The 15354-nt window shown below is 56.6% G+C and carries 30 protein-coding genes; 27 read left to right on the top strand and 3 right to left on the bottom strand.

Annotation, left to right across the window (positions count from 1 at the left end; genetic code table 11):
• Positions 1-22 precede the first annotated feature (22 nt).
• The 15 genes from CU102_RS29845 to CU102_RS12385 all read left to right on the top strand — a co-directional run bounded on the left by CU102_RS29845 (position 23) and on the right by CU102_RS12385 (position 6571).
• On the top strand, positions 23-187 hold the full coding sequence (locus tag CU102_RS29845) for a hypothetical protein (protein ID WP_166648543.1): 165 nt from the start codon (positions 23-25) through the stop codon (positions 185-187).
• A 97-nt stretch (positions 188-284) separates the two neighbouring features.
• Positions 285-494, top strand: a complete 210-nt coding sequence (locus CU102_RS12435; RefSeq protein WP_106711420.1) for a hypothetical protein — start codon at positions 285-287, stop codon at positions 492-494.
• The gene (locus CU102_RS29840; protein ID WP_166648542.1) at positions 491-664 is read left to right on the top strand and encodes a hypothetical protein; all 174 of its coding nucleotides are present in this window, start codon (positions 491-493) and stop codon (positions 662-664) included. Before CU102_RS12435 ends, CU102_RS29840 begins: the two co-directional genes overlap by 4 nt.
• Positions 661-1179, top strand: coding sequence for a siphovirus Gp157 family protein (locus tag CU102_RS12430; protein WP_106711419.1), 519 nt, complete (start codon positions 661-663; stop codon positions 1177-1179). Before CU102_RS29840 ends, CU102_RS12430 begins: the two co-directional genes overlap by 4 nt.
• Positions 1179-2186 (top strand): phage recombination protein Bet, encoded by a 1008-nt coding sequence (gene bet / locus CU102_RS12425; protein WP_106711418.1) that lies wholly within the window; start codon positions 1179-1181, stop codon positions 2184-2186. The genes CU102_RS12430 and bet overlap by 1 nt, the downstream gene beginning before the upstream one ends.
• 43 nt (positions 2187-2229) lie before the next feature.
• Entirely contained in the window at positions 2230-2709 is a 480-nt protein-coding gene (locus tag CU102_RS12420) for a hypothetical protein (protein ID WP_106711417.1), read from the top strand.
• Positions 2706-3221 carry a hypothetical protein gene (locus CU102_RS12415; RefSeq protein WP_106711416.1) on the top strand — a complete coding sequence of 172 codons (516 nt, stop codon included), beginning with the start codon at positions 2706-2708 and terminating at the stop codon, positions 3219-3221. The genes CU102_RS12420 and CU102_RS12415 overlap by 4 nt, the downstream gene beginning before the upstream one ends.
• Positions 3218-3388 carry a hypothetical protein gene (locus CU102_RS29835; RefSeq protein WP_166648541.1) on the top strand — a complete coding sequence of 57 codons (171 nt, stop codon included), beginning with the start codon at positions 3218-3220 and terminating at the stop codon, positions 3386-3388. The genes CU102_RS12415 and CU102_RS29835 overlap by 4 nt, the downstream gene beginning before the upstream one ends.
• Positions 3388-3687 carry a hypothetical protein gene (locus CU102_RS12410; RefSeq protein ID WP_106711415.1) on the top strand — a complete coding sequence of 100 codons (300 nt, stop codon included), beginning with the start codon at positions 3388-3390 and terminating at the stop codon, positions 3685-3687. Before CU102_RS29835 ends, CU102_RS12410 begins: the two co-directional genes overlap by 1 nt.
• Positions 3687-4079 (top strand): DUF968 domain-containing protein, encoded by a 393-nt coding sequence (locus CU102_RS12405; RefSeq protein ID WP_245425314.1) that lies wholly within the window; start codon positions 3687-3689, stop codon positions 4077-4079. Before CU102_RS12410 ends, CU102_RS12405 begins: the two co-directional genes overlap by 1 nt.
• On the top strand, positions 4076-4429 hold the full coding sequence (locus CU102_RS12400) for a hypothetical protein (protein ID WP_106711413.1): 354 nt from the start codon (positions 4076-4078) through the stop codon (positions 4427-4429). The genes CU102_RS12405 and CU102_RS12400 overlap by 4 nt, the downstream gene beginning before the upstream one ends.
• The gene (locus tag CU102_RS12395; protein WP_106711412.1) at positions 4426-4611 is read left to right on the top strand and encodes a hypothetical protein; all 186 of its coding nucleotides are present in this window, start codon (positions 4426-4428) and stop codon (positions 4609-4611) included. Before CU102_RS12400 ends, CU102_RS12395 begins: the two co-directional genes overlap by 4 nt.
• Positions 4604-4849, top strand: coding sequence for a hypothetical protein (locus CU102_RS29830; protein ID WP_166648540.1), 246 nt, complete (start codon positions 4604-4606; stop codon positions 4847-4849). Before CU102_RS12395 ends, CU102_RS29830 begins: the two co-directional genes overlap by 8 nt.
• On the top strand, positions 4846-6027 hold the full coding sequence (locus CU102_RS12390) for a site-specific integrase (RefSeq protein WP_166648539.1): 1182 nt from the start codon (positions 4846-4848) through the stop codon (positions 6025-6027). The genes CU102_RS29830 and CU102_RS12390 overlap by 4 nt, the downstream gene beginning before the upstream one ends.
• The gene (locus CU102_RS12385) at positions 6017-6571 is read left to right on the top strand and encodes a hypothetical protein (RefSeq protein ID WP_133624658.1); all 555 of its coding nucleotides are present in this window, start codon (positions 6017-6019) and stop codon (positions 6569-6571) included. The genes CU102_RS12390 and CU102_RS12385 overlap by 11 nt, the downstream gene beginning before the upstream one ends.
• Positions 6572-6756: 185 nt before the next feature.
• On the opposite strand, the gene CU102_RS12380 is transcribed toward CU102_RS12385, so the two are convergent.
• Both CU102_RS12380 and CU102_RS12375 read right to left on the bottom strand, forming a co-directional pair.
• Entirely contained in the window at positions 6757-7950 is a 1194-nt protein-coding gene (locus CU102_RS12380) for a tyrosine-type recombinase/integrase (protein ID WP_106711409.1), read from the bottom strand.
• A gap of 2 nt (positions 7951-7952) precedes the next feature.
• A complete protein-coding gene (locus tag CU102_RS12375) occupies positions 7953-8537 on the bottom strand; it encodes an Arc family DNA-binding protein (RefSeq protein ID WP_106711408.1) in 585 nt (194 codons plus the stop codon).
• A gap of 108 nt (positions 8538-8645) precedes the next feature.
• Between CU102_RS12375 and CU102_RS12370 the strand changes: the two genes are divergently transcribed.
• The 6 genes from CU102_RS12370 to CU102_RS12350 all read left to right on the top strand — a co-directional run bounded on the left by CU102_RS12370 (position 8646) and on the right by CU102_RS12350 (position 10551).
• Positions 8646-8843, top strand: coding sequence for a MerR family transcriptional regulator (locus CU102_RS12370; RefSeq protein ID WP_106711407.1), 198 nt, complete (start codon positions 8646-8648; stop codon positions 8841-8843).
• On the top strand, positions 8840-9037 hold the full coding sequence (locus CU102_RS12365) for a hypothetical protein (protein ID WP_106711406.1): 198 nt from the start codon (positions 8840-8842) through the stop codon (positions 9035-9037). The genes CU102_RS12370 and CU102_RS12365 overlap by 4 nt, the downstream gene beginning before the upstream one ends.
• Entirely contained in the window at positions 9034-9672 is a 639-nt protein-coding gene (locus tag CU102_RS12360) for a YdaU family protein (protein ID WP_106711405.1), read from the top strand. Before CU102_RS12365 ends, CU102_RS12360 begins: the two co-directional genes overlap by 4 nt.
• The gene (locus tag CU102_RS29825; protein ID WP_166648538.1) at positions 9669-9830 is read left to right on the top strand and encodes a hypothetical protein; all 162 of its coding nucleotides are present in this window, start codon (positions 9669-9671) and stop codon (positions 9828-9830) included. Before CU102_RS12360 ends, CU102_RS29825 begins: the two co-directional genes overlap by 4 nt.
• Entirely contained in the window at positions 9827-10036 is a 210-nt protein-coding gene (locus CU102_RS12355; RefSeq protein ID WP_106711404.1) for a DNA-binding protein, read from the top strand. Before CU102_RS29825 ends, CU102_RS12355 begins: the two co-directional genes overlap by 4 nt.
• Positions 10037-10098: 62 nt before the next feature.
• Positions 10099-10551: a cupin domain-containing protein gene (locus CU102_RS12350; protein ID WP_166648537.1), complete on the top strand. Its 453-nt coding sequence runs from the start codon at positions 10099-10101 to the stop codon at positions 10549-10551.
• Between the two features lie 295 nt (positions 10552-10846).
• On the opposite strand, the gene CU102_RS12345 is transcribed toward CU102_RS12350, so the two are convergent.
• Positions 10847-11203, bottom strand: a complete 357-nt coding sequence (locus tag CU102_RS12345) for an excalibur calcium-binding domain-containing protein (protein ID WP_245425313.1) — start codon at positions 11201-11203, stop codon at positions 10847-10849.
• Positions 11204-11406: 203 nt separating this feature from the next.
• Between CU102_RS12345 and CU102_RS12340 the strand changes: the two genes are divergently transcribed.
• The 6 genes from CU102_RS12340 (at position 11407) to CU102_RS12320 (ending at position 15305) form a co-directional block, all read left to right on the top strand.
• Positions 11407-12051, top strand: a complete 645-nt coding sequence (locus CU102_RS12340; protein WP_106711401.1) for a recombinase family protein — start codon at positions 11407-11409, stop codon at positions 12049-12051.
• Positions 12052-12161: 110 nt separating this feature from the next.
• Positions 12162-12551 carry a hypothetical protein gene (locus tag CU102_RS12335; RefSeq protein WP_106711400.1) on the top strand — a complete coding sequence of 130 codons (390 nt, stop codon included), beginning with the start codon at positions 12162-12164 and terminating at the stop codon, positions 12549-12551.
• Positions 12548-13945: a terminase large subunit gene (locus tag CU102_RS12330; protein ID WP_106711399.1), complete on the top strand. Its 1398-nt coding sequence runs from the start codon at positions 12548-12550 to the stop codon at positions 13943-13945. The genes CU102_RS12335 and CU102_RS12330 overlap by 4 nt, the downstream gene beginning before the upstream one ends.
• Positions 13946-13957: 12 nt before the next feature.
• On the top strand, positions 13958-14134 hold the full coding sequence (locus CU102_RS29820) for a hypothetical protein (protein ID WP_166648536.1): 177 nt from the start codon (positions 13958-13960) through the stop codon (positions 14132-14134).
• Positions 14124-15014: a hypothetical protein gene (locus CU102_RS12325; protein WP_106711398.1), complete on the top strand. Its 891-nt coding sequence runs from the start codon at positions 14124-14126 to the stop codon at positions 15012-15014. The genes CU102_RS29820 and CU102_RS12325 overlap by 11 nt, the downstream gene beginning before the upstream one ends.
• Positions 15015-15032: 18 nt before the next feature.
• Positions 15033-15305, top strand: a complete 273-nt coding sequence (locus tag CU102_RS12320) for a hypothetical protein (RefSeq protein ID WP_106711397.1) — start codon at positions 15033-15035, stop codon at positions 15303-15305.
• Positions 15306-15354: the final 49 nt, after the last annotated feature.

Here is a 15354-nt window from a genome sequence, read left to right as displayed (position 1 = left end):
CGTATTTACGACGGTTGTTGAATTGCCGGAGAAGGCCGCGACGAGACAGCCCGTCTACATTGACCCGAAGACAGTCAACTTGCTCATGCATGGCAAGCTCTTGACCGATGCGGAGAAGCGCAAGCTGCTCATCAATATCGGCGTCGATCTCAATAGCCTGTCGGGTGAAACGGCAGGTGCAGCATGAACGCGCCTCGCTCCACCACTCGTGACGCCTTCATCCGTGCCGCCATTCTTTGGGCGAACGGGTTCCTTTGGACGGTCTGCTTTTATTTGGTGCAGCGATGAGCGCCGCTACCCGAAGCGTTTCCGATATCGTCCGCGATGCTTTGCAGCAGGAACTGAAAACCCTGCTGTCGCGGTGCACGGAAGCGCAGACCGCTTTCTTCCACAGTCTGTATCCGGGCGGCATCGAAAGCCTGAGCGAAGACAAGCTTCGCAATGCGATCCCGCTCTGCCAGCGCACCATCGCCAGAAATGAAGGTGCGATATGACGGCCGCAGAAATCTGCATCGCCGCCGAACTGGCATGCATCGACCGGCTTTCCCGCGAAGATGGCCTGAAACACATCGAAGACCGCCTGCTCAAAGAGCCGAACGATTCCGTTCGCCGAGCTTTGAAGCGCGCCTATCACTCACTTTTCGAACGGAAGGAACTCGCATGAGCGATGCATCGCACACATTGCTCCGTCAAACAGAGGCAGTGAAGCGACTGCTGGCCAGCCTTCGGGAAAGTGGTGACGCCGACGATCAGGAGATCGTCGAAACCGCCATCGAAGGTGAGACTTCGTTCTTCGAAGCCATGGCTGCTGCGATGGATGCCAATGATGAGGATGATGTCCTCATCATTGGGCTCAAGGCAAAGGAAGAAGCCTACGCCGGCCGTCGCAGGGCCATCGAACAGCGCATCGAACAGCGACGCGCCGCCATGGAACAGGCGATGATGGTCACCGAGCAGGAGAAGATCACCCTGCCGACGGCAACGATCTTCCTGTCCAAGCGCAAGCCCAACATCGTTATCGACAATGAGGCGGACATTCCCGCCACATTCTGGACCCTGCCGAAGGTCGAACCAAAGCTCGACAAGAAGGCGCTCAAGGAAGCGCTTGAGGCCAAGGAAGAAGTTCCAGGCGCTCACCTCGACAACGGTTCCATCTCCATCAACATCAGGAGGAAATAATGAACGCCGTTACTCCTTACGCGCATTCGACCAAACAGATTGCCTTGATCCAGAGCACCGTTGCCAAAGATTGCAACACCGCTGAATTCAATCTCTTCATCGAGGTTGCGCGTGCAAAGGGTCTTGATCCGTTCCTCGGTCAGATCATCCCGATGATCTTTTCCAAGGACAACGCCAAAAAGCGGAAGATGACGATCATCATCAGCCGTGACGGCCAGCGTGTCATTGCGCAGCGCTGTGGCGACTATCGTCCTGCCAGCAAGACACCAACCTATGAAACTGATCCGGAGATCAAGTGCCCGACCAATCCGCACGGCGTCATCTCGGCGACGGTCTACCTGTGGAAGCAGGATCCGAAGACTGCAGAATGGTATGAGGTGGCGGGACAGGCGTTCTGGGATGAGTTCGCGCCGCTGTCCTATGCAGCGAGCCAGTACAACAAGGTCGATACCGGCGAGACTTGGCCAGACGGCAATACCAAATATGAAAAAACGTTGAAACCAGATGCCGTAGCTTCCCTCGACGATAGCGGCAACTGGTGCAAGATGCCCCGCCTCATGATTGCCAAGTGCGCAGAAATGCAAGCGCTACGCGCCGGATGGCCTGAACAGTTCACCGGCCTCTATGACGAAGCCGAGCTCGACCGCGCAAAGATGCTGGACCTAACCGCCTCCGAGATTGTCGAGCATGAGCGCGAGGAAAACCGGATGAAGCTCATTGCCGGTAATGACGCCATCACTGTCACTTGGGGCGATGGATGGGCACTTGAAAACGTACCGGTAGGACAATTCTTTGATCGTGCCGTGCAGTTCATCAACGAAAGCGATCCGGTGACCGTCGCAAAATGGGCTGATGCCAATCGCGAGCCGCTGCGGACATTCTGGGCAAAGTCACCGACCGACGCGCTTGAGCTCAAGAAGATCATTGAGGCGGCCGCCAAACGCAAAGCCCCTCCTTCTAACATCATGGATCAGCCGGAAGCGGTTCGAAACATGATGGCCGGTTAGCAAACCAGACAAGGGGCGCGAATGCCCCGGAAGGGTTAGGACAATGACTGAACGCCCAAAAGTGAATGACGATATGCGCTTGGCTGCAGCTGTACTGATTGCCGAGCAGCTCGTGCAAGCCGGTCACGTCGAAGCATCTGAGCTGGAGCAACATGCTGCCGACCTGGCTCAGTACGGGCGGGATTCGTCGGACGGTTACGAGTTGGCGAAGGATCTAGAAAACCGAGCCTATTGGGACTGCAATCTCGACATGGCGACCATTCTCGACGGCTATTCCAGCGCGCTTCGCAGCGAGGTGGAAAACGCTCAGAAGACTTGGGCTGGTGAGAACAATATCCAGCCTCCATTGCTGATTGGCACCCGGGTATCAATCAGGGGCTTTGACGGCGAACTACAAGGCACCATAGACGGTGTATATGCGCATGGTCCGGCAAAGTTCACCGTAAAGCTCGATGGTGAAACGGGCTCATGTCGGCGCATCATCAACTTTGAAGATGCGAAGGTGCTGGAGACAGCGCCATGAACAGTCGCCCTATCTCATTCCAGTACGAAGGCGAAGGCATTTTCAAGCCGTCGAGCGGTTTTTACGCAAAGCTGGCGGACGAGCATTTCGTCATCGGCGAGCATTACAAGCTGCTCGAGCATCGTGAGCGCTCGGATAATTCACACCGTCACTACTTCGCTTCGATCAAGAACGGCTTCGATAATCTGCACGACTCCATGCTTGGCGAATATCCGACGGTCGAACATCTTCGCAAGAAGGCGCTGATCCGCACCGGATACCGCGATGAGCGGTCGATTGTCTGTGCTTCGAAAGCTGAAGCCGAACGGGTAGCCGCCTTCATTCGCCCGATTGATGATTATTGCGTGGTCGTTCCGCTCAACTGTGTTGTCCACGTCATGACAGCGAAAAGCCAGTCAGTGAAGGCGATGGGCGCCGCTGAGTTTCAGAAGAGCAAGGAAGCCGTCCTCATCTTCATCGATGACCTTCTGGGTGTCGAGCATGGCGCTACGGCGCGAAGCGAGGCTGCGTGACCTCCGTTCCCCTCCACGCCCCCTACGAGTTCAGGCGCTCTCGCAAGCTCGCAGAGCAGTACGACGCAACCCATGCCCGCTTGAAGGGCGAAGTAGCCGCTTGCGAAAGCGTTCTCGCCAAATATCTCGACAGCGTTCTTACTGCTGAAAAGTGGGAGTTGAACTGATGATGCACACCTTCGAAACAAAGCTGGAGCAATCCATCCATTGCGGCGACGATCACTCATTCGATCTTCAAATCAAGTTCGAATTCACGAAGGGCGAGCCCGAATCCGGTGCTGGCTACCTCGCCGATCCTGCTCACTACGATCCGGGATCAGACCATGACGTGACGATCAAGAGCATCATGCTCATTGTTGGCGACCAGCCGGAAACCATTCCGGTCTGGATGGATACCCTGATCCGCAACGATCACGACTTGCGCGGCAGCATGATCGAATACGCGTTGGAGCAGGAGTCGCGTTGATGGCTATGGCAATCCGCAGGCCTGCGACGGCGTTTTCAATCACCAAGCCGACCGTCGCGAAGAAGCCGCGCCAGAAGATCATGGCGCACCTCGCTTTCATCCGAACCCTGCCCTGTCTTGTGACCGGCGCTCGAGACGTCGAAGCCGCTCACATCCGCTACGGAAACATGCGTTGGGGAAAACGCTCAACCGGCATGGCCGAAAAGCCTGATGACCAGTGGGTAGTTCCTCTGTCGACCAGGATGCACCGCGAGCAACACGACTTCGGCGACGAAGAATTGTGGTGGCGCGAAAAGGGTATCGATCCTGTTTTGGTCGCAATGGCGCTGTGGCGCGCGACCGGCGATGAACAGGCTGCTGAATCCATCATCAGAGAAGCGAGGCGAACATGAACTCACAAGCCGCCTTTGACTTCATGCGCCCAGCCTTTGCGGTCAACGAACCGACGAAATTCCGCATTGACCTCACCGACAAGCTCTATGGACCGTACTGCGAGATCTGCGTGATGCAGAATGATGACCGCACCTGGGCGAAGAAGATCGGTTACCAGATAAGCTATATGGGCATGGGCGGACCGTTTTATGGTGCCTACATTACCGCTGAAGCGGCGCTAGAATCCGCTGTCGAGTATTTCCGGCAGTCATTCCAGCGTACTCTCGACAACCCGTGTTCCGTCCAATCTGACAAAGATCGCGTCCATCTGCGCCGATTTTTGGCCTGGCTCGATGAGGTTTCAGAATGACCGGAACCTTCCCCGCCTCGCCGACGCTGGACGAACTGATCAAAGAAGCCAAGCGCTGGCATATCTTCCACAGATCTCGGGGAAAACTGGGCCAGATTGAATCGCTGGCAGCTCAAATACGCATCAGAGCGCTGAATGATGCCAAGGCTGCGGTGGATAGCGGGGACAAACCGCATGGGTAAGATTGACATCATTCGCAACGTGCCGCGCATTGGTCTGAACAGGACCGAGGTTGCGCTTGCTATCGGTGTTGCGCCTAACACCGTGGATGAGATGGTCCGGGAGGGAATGCTTCCCCGCCCGCGTCGATGGCATTCACGGAAGTTCTGGCGTATCTCCGAGCTTGAAGCCGCAATGGCAGAATGGCCTGTCGATGGGGAACAGGAGGTCGACGTTTCGAATTGGAGGACGTCGGCATGAACGACGTGGCGACAATCGATCTACCCTATATCGAGTTCAATCCGAACCGCCACCGTAAAGAACGCTACTATTTTCGCGCGAATGGGAAGCGCTACGGCAGACTCCCCGACAATCCGAGCAGACAAGAATTTACCGATAAATATTGGGAGTTCCGAAACTTATTCGAAGGTGCCTTGGCTTCGCTTCAGGAGATCGCCATCGCCCAGGAAGTGCCGCTCGTTGCCAAGCCGGGAACATTTCACTTCCTTTGTGTCAACTACCTTCGAAGCAAGGCTTTCGAAAAGCTGGATGCAACAACCCAGAACAAACGCCGCTCCATAATTGACAGCATGCTTCTGGAGCCTTTGACCGCCGCCGACCCGCGCCTGTTCGCTCACATTCCCATACCAGCCTTTGGAGCCGAAAGCGTTGAAACGCTGAGGGATCGCAAGAAAGATACGCCTTTCGCTGCTGACGAACGTCTGAAGGTGCTGCGACAGATATTTGAAGCGGGAAAAACCGCCAAGCCACAACCATTGGTCAAAGTGAACACGGCAAAGTTGGTCGAATCGTTTCGAGTAAAGACTGAGGGCCATGCGACCATGCGCGATGACGATATCGCAAAGTACGTCGAGCGACATGGGACACAATCAAAAGCCGTCCTAGGCCTGACCATTCTGATGTACACCGGCGTCCGAGTGTCGGATTTGGCCCTCATCGGTCCACAGCATCGCCGTGGCGACGTTTTGACCTTCCGGGTATTCAAGGGGCGCAATAAGAACCCAACGACGCTGCAAGTACCTGTGCATCCGATTCTTGATGCCGTTCTCAAGCTCCACCCGGTCACAGACCTTTCATACATGGTGACCGAGTACGGACGTCCATTTTCCATCAAGGGATTGGGAAATCGCGTGTCGGATTGGTTCACCCAAGCCGGGCTCCCTCACCTCACCGCTCATAGCGTCCGCAAGGGGCTTGCCACGAACATGGCCGAAAACGAAGCGACTGATTTGATGCTCGAGGGAATGTTCGGATGGAAGGACGCCAAGACGTCGAAAATCTACACCCGGAATGCGCAGCGTGCGCGACTTGCCAGACAGGCAGTTTCGAAGATTGATTGGGGTGAAAGCGGGAACGTTCTAACCGAGGAAACTGGCGATGAATCGGAAAATATGCCAGAAATAGCAAATGGTTCTTGATCTATCTTCATTCCAATATCTTGAAACAAACAAGACGCGCCACGGCGGCGTCCGATACTATTTTCGCCGCTCGGATGTTGGAAGAATTCGGCTTCCCGATCCAATCGTCAGTCCAGACCTTTTCAAAAAACTGCATGCCAAATGCATGGAAAACCCAAGGCCAATTGCTGTGCGGTTGCCTCACCCCACCCGCAAGAAGAAACGACATAATCCACTCTATCGAGCTATCTGGCTTGCCAAGGCCAGGGCAAAACAGAAGGGACGCTCATTCGAACTTACCGCTGGTGGGCTATTGGAGAAGCTTGAAGCGCAAGAATATCGATGCGCTGTCACTGGAATCGAATTCGCAGTTTCAGGTTCCGACGATTATGCATCTTCCCCGTACCGGCCGAGCATAGACCGGATCGACAGTACGAAGGGCTATACGAGAGACAACTGTCGCGTAGTGATTTTGGCACTGAACCTGGCACTCAATGAATGGGGTCTGGAGACGTTTATGACCATCGCTAGGAAGGCCATTTCGGGAACAAATTGCCCCACCTAAAGGGTGGGGTGCGGTTCTAAACTGCCCCACCTAGAAAATTCATAAACAAAATCAAATGCTTGTAGTGGAGGTAAGGTAGGGTGGAGGCCTCGCCCGGAATCGAACCGGGGTGCAAGGATTTGCAGGCTTCTCCCCGATATTGATATTAAAGGGTTTTTTGATGCTATGTCGCATCCATGTTGCACTCAGGTCAGAAGTGCTGTTGCAGCATCGGCCAATTCTCCGCCGTCATCACCTCTCGGGAACAGGTGGCCATACACATCCATCGTCATGACAATCGAGGCATGTCCAAGCCGTTCCTGAACCATCTTGGCAGGCATTCCGAGCCCTCCATCCTCTTTCCGGTTGATAAGCCAGCTCGCGTAGAAATGTCGCAGAGCGTGAAGGCCGGTGTACTTTGCCTTGACGATCGGCTTGCCGTTCCTGTCGATCTTGCCGATATCGATCGTCACCCCTGCCCTGACCATTGCCGGTTGAAGGCCCTTGGTCACGACATTGGAATGTGAGCGGGATTCGCCGTCAGGGTTGGCAAAGACGATCTCCTGCTTGCTTCCCTGCTTGAGCTTCAGTTCCTTGAGCGCATTGGTCACGAGCGGCGGCACCGGAATGGTCCGCGCTCCGGCCTCGGACTTCGGTGGCCCTACTTTCCTGAACTGGTCGACGCGTTGACGGACACTGATCTCACCACGCTTGAAATCGACATCCTGCCAGCGTAGCCCGCGCAGCTCAGATGAGCGCATGCCGGTGAATATCACGGTAACCAGCAATGGCCGCCAGTGCGCGTCCAGAGCGGCAACCAGCGATTTAATCTCCTCGCGGGTGGGTATGTCTGTCCCGACCTCCAGACGGCCCTTCTGTCGCCTCTCTGTGCGTCTCTCGCTGCTGTTCCTACTCCCGCGGATATCCCTTACCGGGTTGCGAGTGGCGAGCCCGCGCTCGCTGGCGTCGGCCAGGATGGACCCGAGCGACGTGATAATCTTCTTTGCCATCACCGATGACCGGCCGTCTTTCCGCAACCTGTCCTCAAAGTCGCGCACTGCCGGCACCGTCAGCTTTGACAAGAGCGTGTCGCCGATCATCGGTTTGATATGATGTTCCAGGTGGCTCTTTCGCTGGTTTATCGTGGAGCGTCCCAAGCCAGCTTTCTCGCCCGAAGCGAGCCAAAGCGAACCGGCCTTTTCAACTGTAACGCTGGCCCTGTCAGCGACATGAACGCCTTCCCTGACCTCTACAGTCGCGGTAGCGGCGAACTGGTCAGCCGCCTTCTTGAGCTTGAAGGTTTTCAGCCGGCGCTTGCCCTTGGTATCGGCATAATCGACCACCCAGGCGGTTTTCTCTTCACCTTTGGCATTCGTCCATGTGCGCTTGCGAGTCGACATGCTTAGTCCTTGTCTAAGGGATTGCCGAATGGGTTGCTATCGGAAATCGGCTCATGTCGTCGGTCCAAACCGGCCTCATATCCCAATTTGTAGATCTCCAACTCTTCGTCCGAGAGGTTGCCCAATCTCTTCCGCTCGGCCGGCGGAATTGCATATTTCTCAGGGCGTCCAATCAGGCTCATTGTGCGGTCTTCTTCTTCGTCGTATTCAGATTGATAGGTTTCGGCCTCATCCTCTCCGCGCTTGCGCTGGTACTCCTCCCAAAGGCCCACCACTGATTCGCGTGTCTCGATATCTACCCCAGTGACTCGACCCGAAATTATTCCTTCGACTGTTTTCTCAAAGTCATTGATGAACTGCGCAATGCGCGGATCTGACTTACCGGCGGCTAGAACGTTCACCGCTTCAGCTAACTGGCTAAGCCGATCGTTTATGGGCCATTGCTCGGGCCACTGCCGCTCAAGAACGCGCACAATTTCACTGTTAATGCTGGTGCCTCGCCGCTCAGCATAGGCTTTGATCCTATCCCTGAGTCCGTCTGGTAGACGCAGCATATATTGATCTGCACCCCGTCCCGCTTTCGCCATGCTCACTACTCCACGTATTTTACATAGCACTGTCTTAGGTTTCGCTTGACGTCAACCCTATTACTGTATTACCCATATTACATTCTTACTAGCGAAAGGTTGCAAAAAATGACATCGACTTCCGCTGCAGCGCAGGGAATGGATCTGGTTTGGGGAGCAGGCGAGATTGCTAAGATCATAGGCCGCTCGGCACGTTCGACCTTCCACATGCTGGAAACGGGCGAACTCCCAGCCAAAAAAGTTGGTGGCCGGTGGGTAGCCGAACGCGGCCAGCTTATCGCTTTCTTCATGGCGAGCGCCGCATGAGCGTCGCGGAACTCACCCCTCCCGAGCACGAGCATTCCGATATCGTAGAGGAAGCCGCCCGTTTTTACGCCACCACGCCTCGCGACTACAACCAACCCGGCGTTGTCGTTTTGCGCGAGCGCTTCGGCTTGACGGCGCTGCAGGCCTGTGAAGCGCTCAGGATGGCCCAGCTGATCAAAGCGAGGTCGCTATGAGCCATCTCCATTGGATGCCCCTCTATATCGGCGATGAACTCGCTGAAACCTCTCACCTGACCGCCGAGGAGTTTGGGGCATATATCTCCCTCAAGATGCATTACTGGCAACATGGCGGGCTCCCCGCTGACGACAACCGGCTTGCAAGAATAGCGCGAGCCGGTGCTGATCGATGGGCTTTTGTGAAGGATGCTATCCAGTCTCTCTTCGAGGAAGATTGGCGTCTCGACCGGCTCGAACAGCAACGGGCAACGGCAGAAGAAACCCACATGAAACGATCTGAGGCCGGTCGAAAAGGCGGCAGACCAAGGCGAGATGAAAAGCCGGGCAATAAGCCTAGCTTTTCTGAGGAGAAAGCCGGGCCTAAGCAACCACAACCAGAACCACAACCATATTCAAAACCAAATTCACAATCACAGCCAGACGAAGATTGGGCTCTAGAGGAAGAAGAGTTAGCGTCTACGCGAGAAGTACCATACCCCATTCCAGCAAGCATCGAGGCGGGCAGAGCGCTACTTGTTCGAAAGGGCATATCTCACTATCGAATGAATGATGCACTCCGGCGGCTAATGGCTGGCTGTCTGTTCCCTTGCGATATCGAGAGCTGGCAATCGGAAGAGCGAGGTGCGGCATGAAGCAGCTCAATCTTTTCGAGTGGGCCGAGACGCGTCCGTCCAATGTCATCAATGCGGTTCCGGCACTCATCCGTAAGGCCGCATTGGAAACGGTATATCAAATCCCGCGACCGAATGGTGAAGGCAAGGTGATCCAGATAGGGAAGGCCGCCGCATGACCATTCACGAGACCGATCTCCTCATGGGTAATAAGAATATCGCCCGCTTCCTTGGCCTAACGCCACGGCAGGTCTCTTGGCACGACGAGCAAGGGAACCTCCCCACGTTCCGGATGGGTCGTACAGTATGCGCCAGGAAGTCAACGCTCATGCGGTGGATCGAGGATCAGGAGAAGGCAAGGCGAGACGTGAAGAAGCCGCATTGACGGTTTTGTCGCGCCCCGCTCCGGACTCCTGTATGTTTGGAACAAAGCAATGGGAGGTGCGTATGACGGAAGCATCGGGATTGTTCCTTGTCGGCGAGGGTAAAACTTACCAGCTCGGGCAGATCAGAATAACCTTCAAGCCTACTACTCTCGGAGACTATAGCCTCTGCGAGATGAGCAATGCTCCCGGTTCAGGTGCGGGGCTCCACCGTCACGCCTACGACGAGTGGCACATCATCATCGAAGGCAGCTACGAATGCCGCGTTGGCGAAGAGGTTCGCACGCTTGGCCCGGGAGATATGATGTTCGCCGCCGGAGGGACTCCGCACGGCATTAAGAACCTCGGTCCAGGTGTCGGACGACAGTTGGGGATCACTTCACCAGCAGGTCTGTTTGAGGCATTTGTTGCAGAAGTTGTCGAATCCCAGGTCGATAGCGGTAGTGCTTCAAGACAGGGCGCGCCATCCTTCAGGGACATTTGTGCAAAGCACGGAATCGAGATGATCAATGCCTAAGAGAACTATTCCGGTTTCGCTGTGGATCTAGGTTGAACGTGAAAGGGGGGCCGGAACTGTACCCGGTGGAACAATTAAACAGGGCTGGCAGTCAATCCTTATGGAGGCAATTGTCGCAGAGTCCATAATCCGCTGCTGTGGACTGCCATGGTTCAAAAAGCTGATTACAATGAATGCAGCTGATCGCAGACGACGACTGCTGCTCACCCACGCCTAGTTTTCGCAAGCGCTCGTCGCGTTCCTGTTTCCATCGTGGTGTTTGTTTATCGCTCATTGCTGTGGCTCTCCTCCAATTCTACCAGCGGTTTCTACCGTAGTATGGCTCACATGCAATCCCATCGCCGTCGCGGTCGAGGTGCGGCGCGTATCCCTGCTGGCCACGACGCGCATTGTCGACACCGATTGCGCGGGCGGTTGCGCAATTTCGCGGCGCGGCTTGAAACACGTTGTTCACGTGCCATCCATTCGAGCTGCCAGCGCCAAACTGTTGCAACAGGAACAGGGCGGCGAAAATGCCTGCGATGGTCAGCATGCGGGTAGTAAACAATCGAAATGAGTGCAGATACCATGATGACTGCCGCCGCCGTCGCGGCTTGTATCCAACGACGTTGTTCTCGATATGCCAGGGGGACTGCGTTCGTTTCGGTGGCACGGACCTTCTCCTGTAGAGTCTACTGATACCACAACCTTAAATTGAATCAATCCTGCGACGTGGGCGCGAAAAGGCTTTGACGAGCGTATTTTCTGCGAAGGAGGGAGAATCAACATCGTGTTGAATTTGGACCCTTGCAACAGTCTGTAACATTGCCTAGTAAGTAACATAGCTAAAGCAACGTTACGAATGAGGGCATTGCAATGAAGGTTTTCGGCTACGTTCGGGTGTCGACAAGCGAGCAGGCGGCCAAGGGTGACAGCCTGGAAACCCAGAAGGCGAAGATCCTCGGCTATGCCATGATGCAGGGCTGGGAAGTGTCTGACGTCTTCGTAGAAGCCGCTGTATCGGGCTCGGTGCCGCTCGCCGATCGACCCCAAGGCCGGCGCCTTCTCGGCGTCGTCGGTAAAGGCGATATGGTCATCACTCCCAAGCTGGACCGCATGTTCCGAAGCGCATCCGATGCCCTTGGAACGCTTGAGGAATTGAAGGCTCAAGGCACTGGCCTGGTGATGATCGATCTAGGCGGCGACGTCACCGGCAACGGTATATCCAAGCTCGTCTTCACCATCTTGTCTGCCGTGGCCGAGAACGAGCGGGAGCGCATCCGGGAGCGTATCCGGGAGGTTAAGCGTCACCTCGCGTCTCAGGGCATCTACGGAGGCGGCAAGACCCCTTACGGCTACGATGTCATTGACGGCCGGCTCGTCGAGAACACGGCACAGCAGGCCATTATTCAGGCTATGAGGGATGCCAGGGCCAATGGTGAGAGCTTCCGGAAGATAGGCGAATCCCACGGTCTGCAGGCCATGACCGTCAAGCGTATCCTTGATCGTCACGTTGACTGAGGGTAAAATCACTGTCCTGTAAAACGTACCGCTACGTGTTTATACGGGCCACACCGTAATGCCTGTTCCCGCCATTGAAGTGCCTACGAAACCCAGTCATTTCTGGGTTTATGAGCACACATCGAAACCAGATCGTCAGTAATTCCACTCGTAATCGCTCTGCGATCTCGAACGGATCGTGGCTGCTTGAAGGCGTGGACAATCGGAGCGCTTTGGGTCGCCGGTTCCGTGACCTCTGCATGTCCTTCGCGGATGACATGGGCGGGGCTGCTTCCCTGAACGAACCCCAACGGGCACTGGTCCGACAAGTGGCCGCAGTTACGGTTGAAAGCGAGAAGTTGCAGGCTTCCATCGTCAAGGGCGAGGCCGTCGACCACGAGAACCTTGTTCGTCTGAACAACCTCCAGGCCAGGCTCGTCAAGCAGCTCGATATCAAACCCAGGGGCAAGGGCAAGCCCAGCAAATCGCTTGCCGATATCATGCAGGAGGCTGCCGCTTGAACATCATGCAGGCTTGCCGCCACCCCGAGATCTTTGCACCATGGTTCCGGAAGCCGGAAACCTATCGGGGCTGGTTTGCCTTTCTGACTGCGTTGTTCGGCCTTCCCATGGACGACGAGCAGCTCGAGCTCTACCAGAAGCATACCGGCCGCAAGGACGCGCCGACAGACGCGCAACGGGAGGCCTGGCTTGTCATCGGGCGCCGTGGTGGCAAATCGTTCCACATGGCGCTGATTGCCGTCTATTTGGCTTGTTTCTTCGACTACAGGGAATACCTGGCACCGGGCGAACGGGCTACCGTTCTTGTCATCGCCACCGATCGCCGGCAAGCCCGCGTGATCCTGCGCTATGTCCGGGCCATGCTCGACAACATCCCTGTGTTTCAAGAGATGGTGCAGCGGGACACGGCCGATTCCTTCGATCTTGACAACAGCACCACAATTGAAGTGGGCACCGCGTCGTTTCGGTCGACGCGCGGCTATACCTTCGCGGCCGTTCTCGCTGATGAGCTCGCCTTCTGGCGCACCGATGACGCGGCCGAACCCGACTATGCCATCCTTGACGCCATCAGGCCTGGCATGGCCTCCATACCGACTTCGATGCTGCTGTGTGCCTCTTCGCCTCATGCGCGCCGCGGAGCGCTCTGGGATGCCTTCAAGCGGTTTTGGGGTAAGGATGACGCCCCGCTCGTCTGGCGAGCCTCCACGCGGGAAATGAACCCTACCATTCCGCAATCGGTTGTCGATCGGGCGCTTGAGCGTGACCAGTCCTCGGCATCGGCCGAATACATGGCCGAGTTCCGCACCGATATCGAGCAGTTCGTCAGCCTTGACGTCGTCGAGGCGTGTGTCACGCCTGGCGTGTTCGAGCGTCCTTATGTGTCTGGCGTCCGTTACCGCGGCTTTGTCGACCCGAGCGGCGGCAGCAATGACAGCATGACCCTCGCTATCGGTCACAATGAAGGCGACCGCGTTATCCTCGACTGTGTGCGGGAACGCAAGCCGCCCTTCAGCCCCGAAGCCGTTGTTCTGGAATTTGCCGAGACCTTGGATCGTTACCGCATCCGGGAAGTCGAGGGCGACCGTTATGCCGGTGAATGGCCGCGGGAGCAGTTCCGCAAGAAGGGCATCAGCTACAAGATCGCTGAGAAGACCCGATCGGATTTGTATCGCGACATGTTGCCGATGCTGAACAGCGGCACCGTCGACCTTCTCGATTCCGATCGGCTGGTCAACCAGATCGTAAACCTCGAGCGCCGTGTGATCCGTGGCGGGAAGGAATCGATCGATCACGCACCAGGGGGCCATGATGACCTGGCAAACGCTGTAGCCGGCGTTCTCAACGCGTCGGTGAAGCCGCGCCACGTCACCATCAGCGAAGAACTCAGGATTTGAAAGGATCTCACCATGAAGCCGTCCCACACCACAGAAGTTAAACCCGGCGTCACCGTCGACATGAGCGACTACGGCCGGCAGCCAGACACGGCGCCCACCGACATGTCGCACCAGAAGCGCAACCTTGCCAAGGCGGCAGCCAGCGTCCGCGGCAACCTCAAACTCGGAGGCAACAGCGATGCTCAATAAGGATTCGAAGTTCCCCGGCAAGGACCGTTCCGACAAGGGAAAATGGATCGGCCCGTGGTTGCCGCAGTGGCGTGATCAGGGGGACACCGGCCCGTTCACCATGCTGCGGCAGCTCTATGGCGAGATCCAACAGGCATCGGAAAGCCTGAAGGCGAAGCAGGCGCAGTTGAAGCAGGCGGGCAAATACACTCCGGCCGGCATCTCCGACAAGCTGAGACAGGTGGCCCGCGCCGAAACTATCCCCGGCATCAGAACGGCAGCCGCCGAGCAGGTGCGCAAGTATCGTCGCGAGATCGATTCCCGCCGCGCGGCAATGAAGCCTTTCGACAGTGACCCGAAAGACATCGTCAGCGAAATGCGGCGCCAAGAGGTGCGGGCCTGGCTTCGCACAATGAAACCGGACGAACGCACAAAAGCTGTGCGGGGTGCATCTGATCCGTTGATCAAGGAGGCAGCGCTTAGCGTTCCCGTCGAGTTGACCGGCTTGCTGCAATCGACCCGTGATGACCTTGCCCGCGAACTGATCGAAGCTCGCTACGGCGACGAGATCGAGGCTCTGAACGAGCTGGACGAGGCCGTGAAGACGGTCGAGCGGGCTGTTGACGGCGCCCGCGACGATGTCCGCGAAGCCCTTGGCATGGTCGAGCACGATTTCAACGCTGAATTCCGCGATGTCGAGGACGAGATCGATCGTCTGGCGGAGATTCGCGCGTCCAAGCCCCAGCCCAAGATCGACTTCGATTCCGTCATGTCGAGCGTGAAGGCCTTGAATGTCGATGAACAGGAACAGCTGGTGAATGCAATCCAACTTGAACAGAAACGCGCCGATGACCGCGCCTTTCGTGACGAGATTGCCAGGCTCAGCGGCAAGGCCGCCTAACACAAAGGAAACATCTCCATGGACACGAACAGCATCGAACTTACCGACCTCGCCAAAGGCCTCCTGCGGGCCTCCCTGGAGGACATCGCAAACACCACTCTGCCGGCCGCCGAGATCGCGAACCGGATTGACGGTCATTTCGACCGCTATCTCGAGAAGGTGGCGAACATCGAACGATCGGGCCAGAGCGGCGCCGGCCAGCGTGAGGCCTTTGAAACGGCTCGTGCTTTCGCTCGCGAAGTTCTCCGGATCTCGCGCATCGAATCCAACGTTTCGGCCAAGGCGGCCTGACGAGATGCGGTCCCTGTCGCTCCACGGTCTCAGTGCCATGGGTCGTGGC

The organism is Phyllobacterium brassicacearum (assembly GCF_003010955.1).
Classification (GTDB): domain Bacteria; phylum Pseudomonadota; class Alphaproteobacteria; order Rhizobiales; family Rhizobiaceae; genus Phyllobacterium; species Phyllobacterium brassicacearum.
Note: the sequence above shows the minus strand (reverse complement) of the source record. Positions and strands in the feature narration are given on the sequence as shown.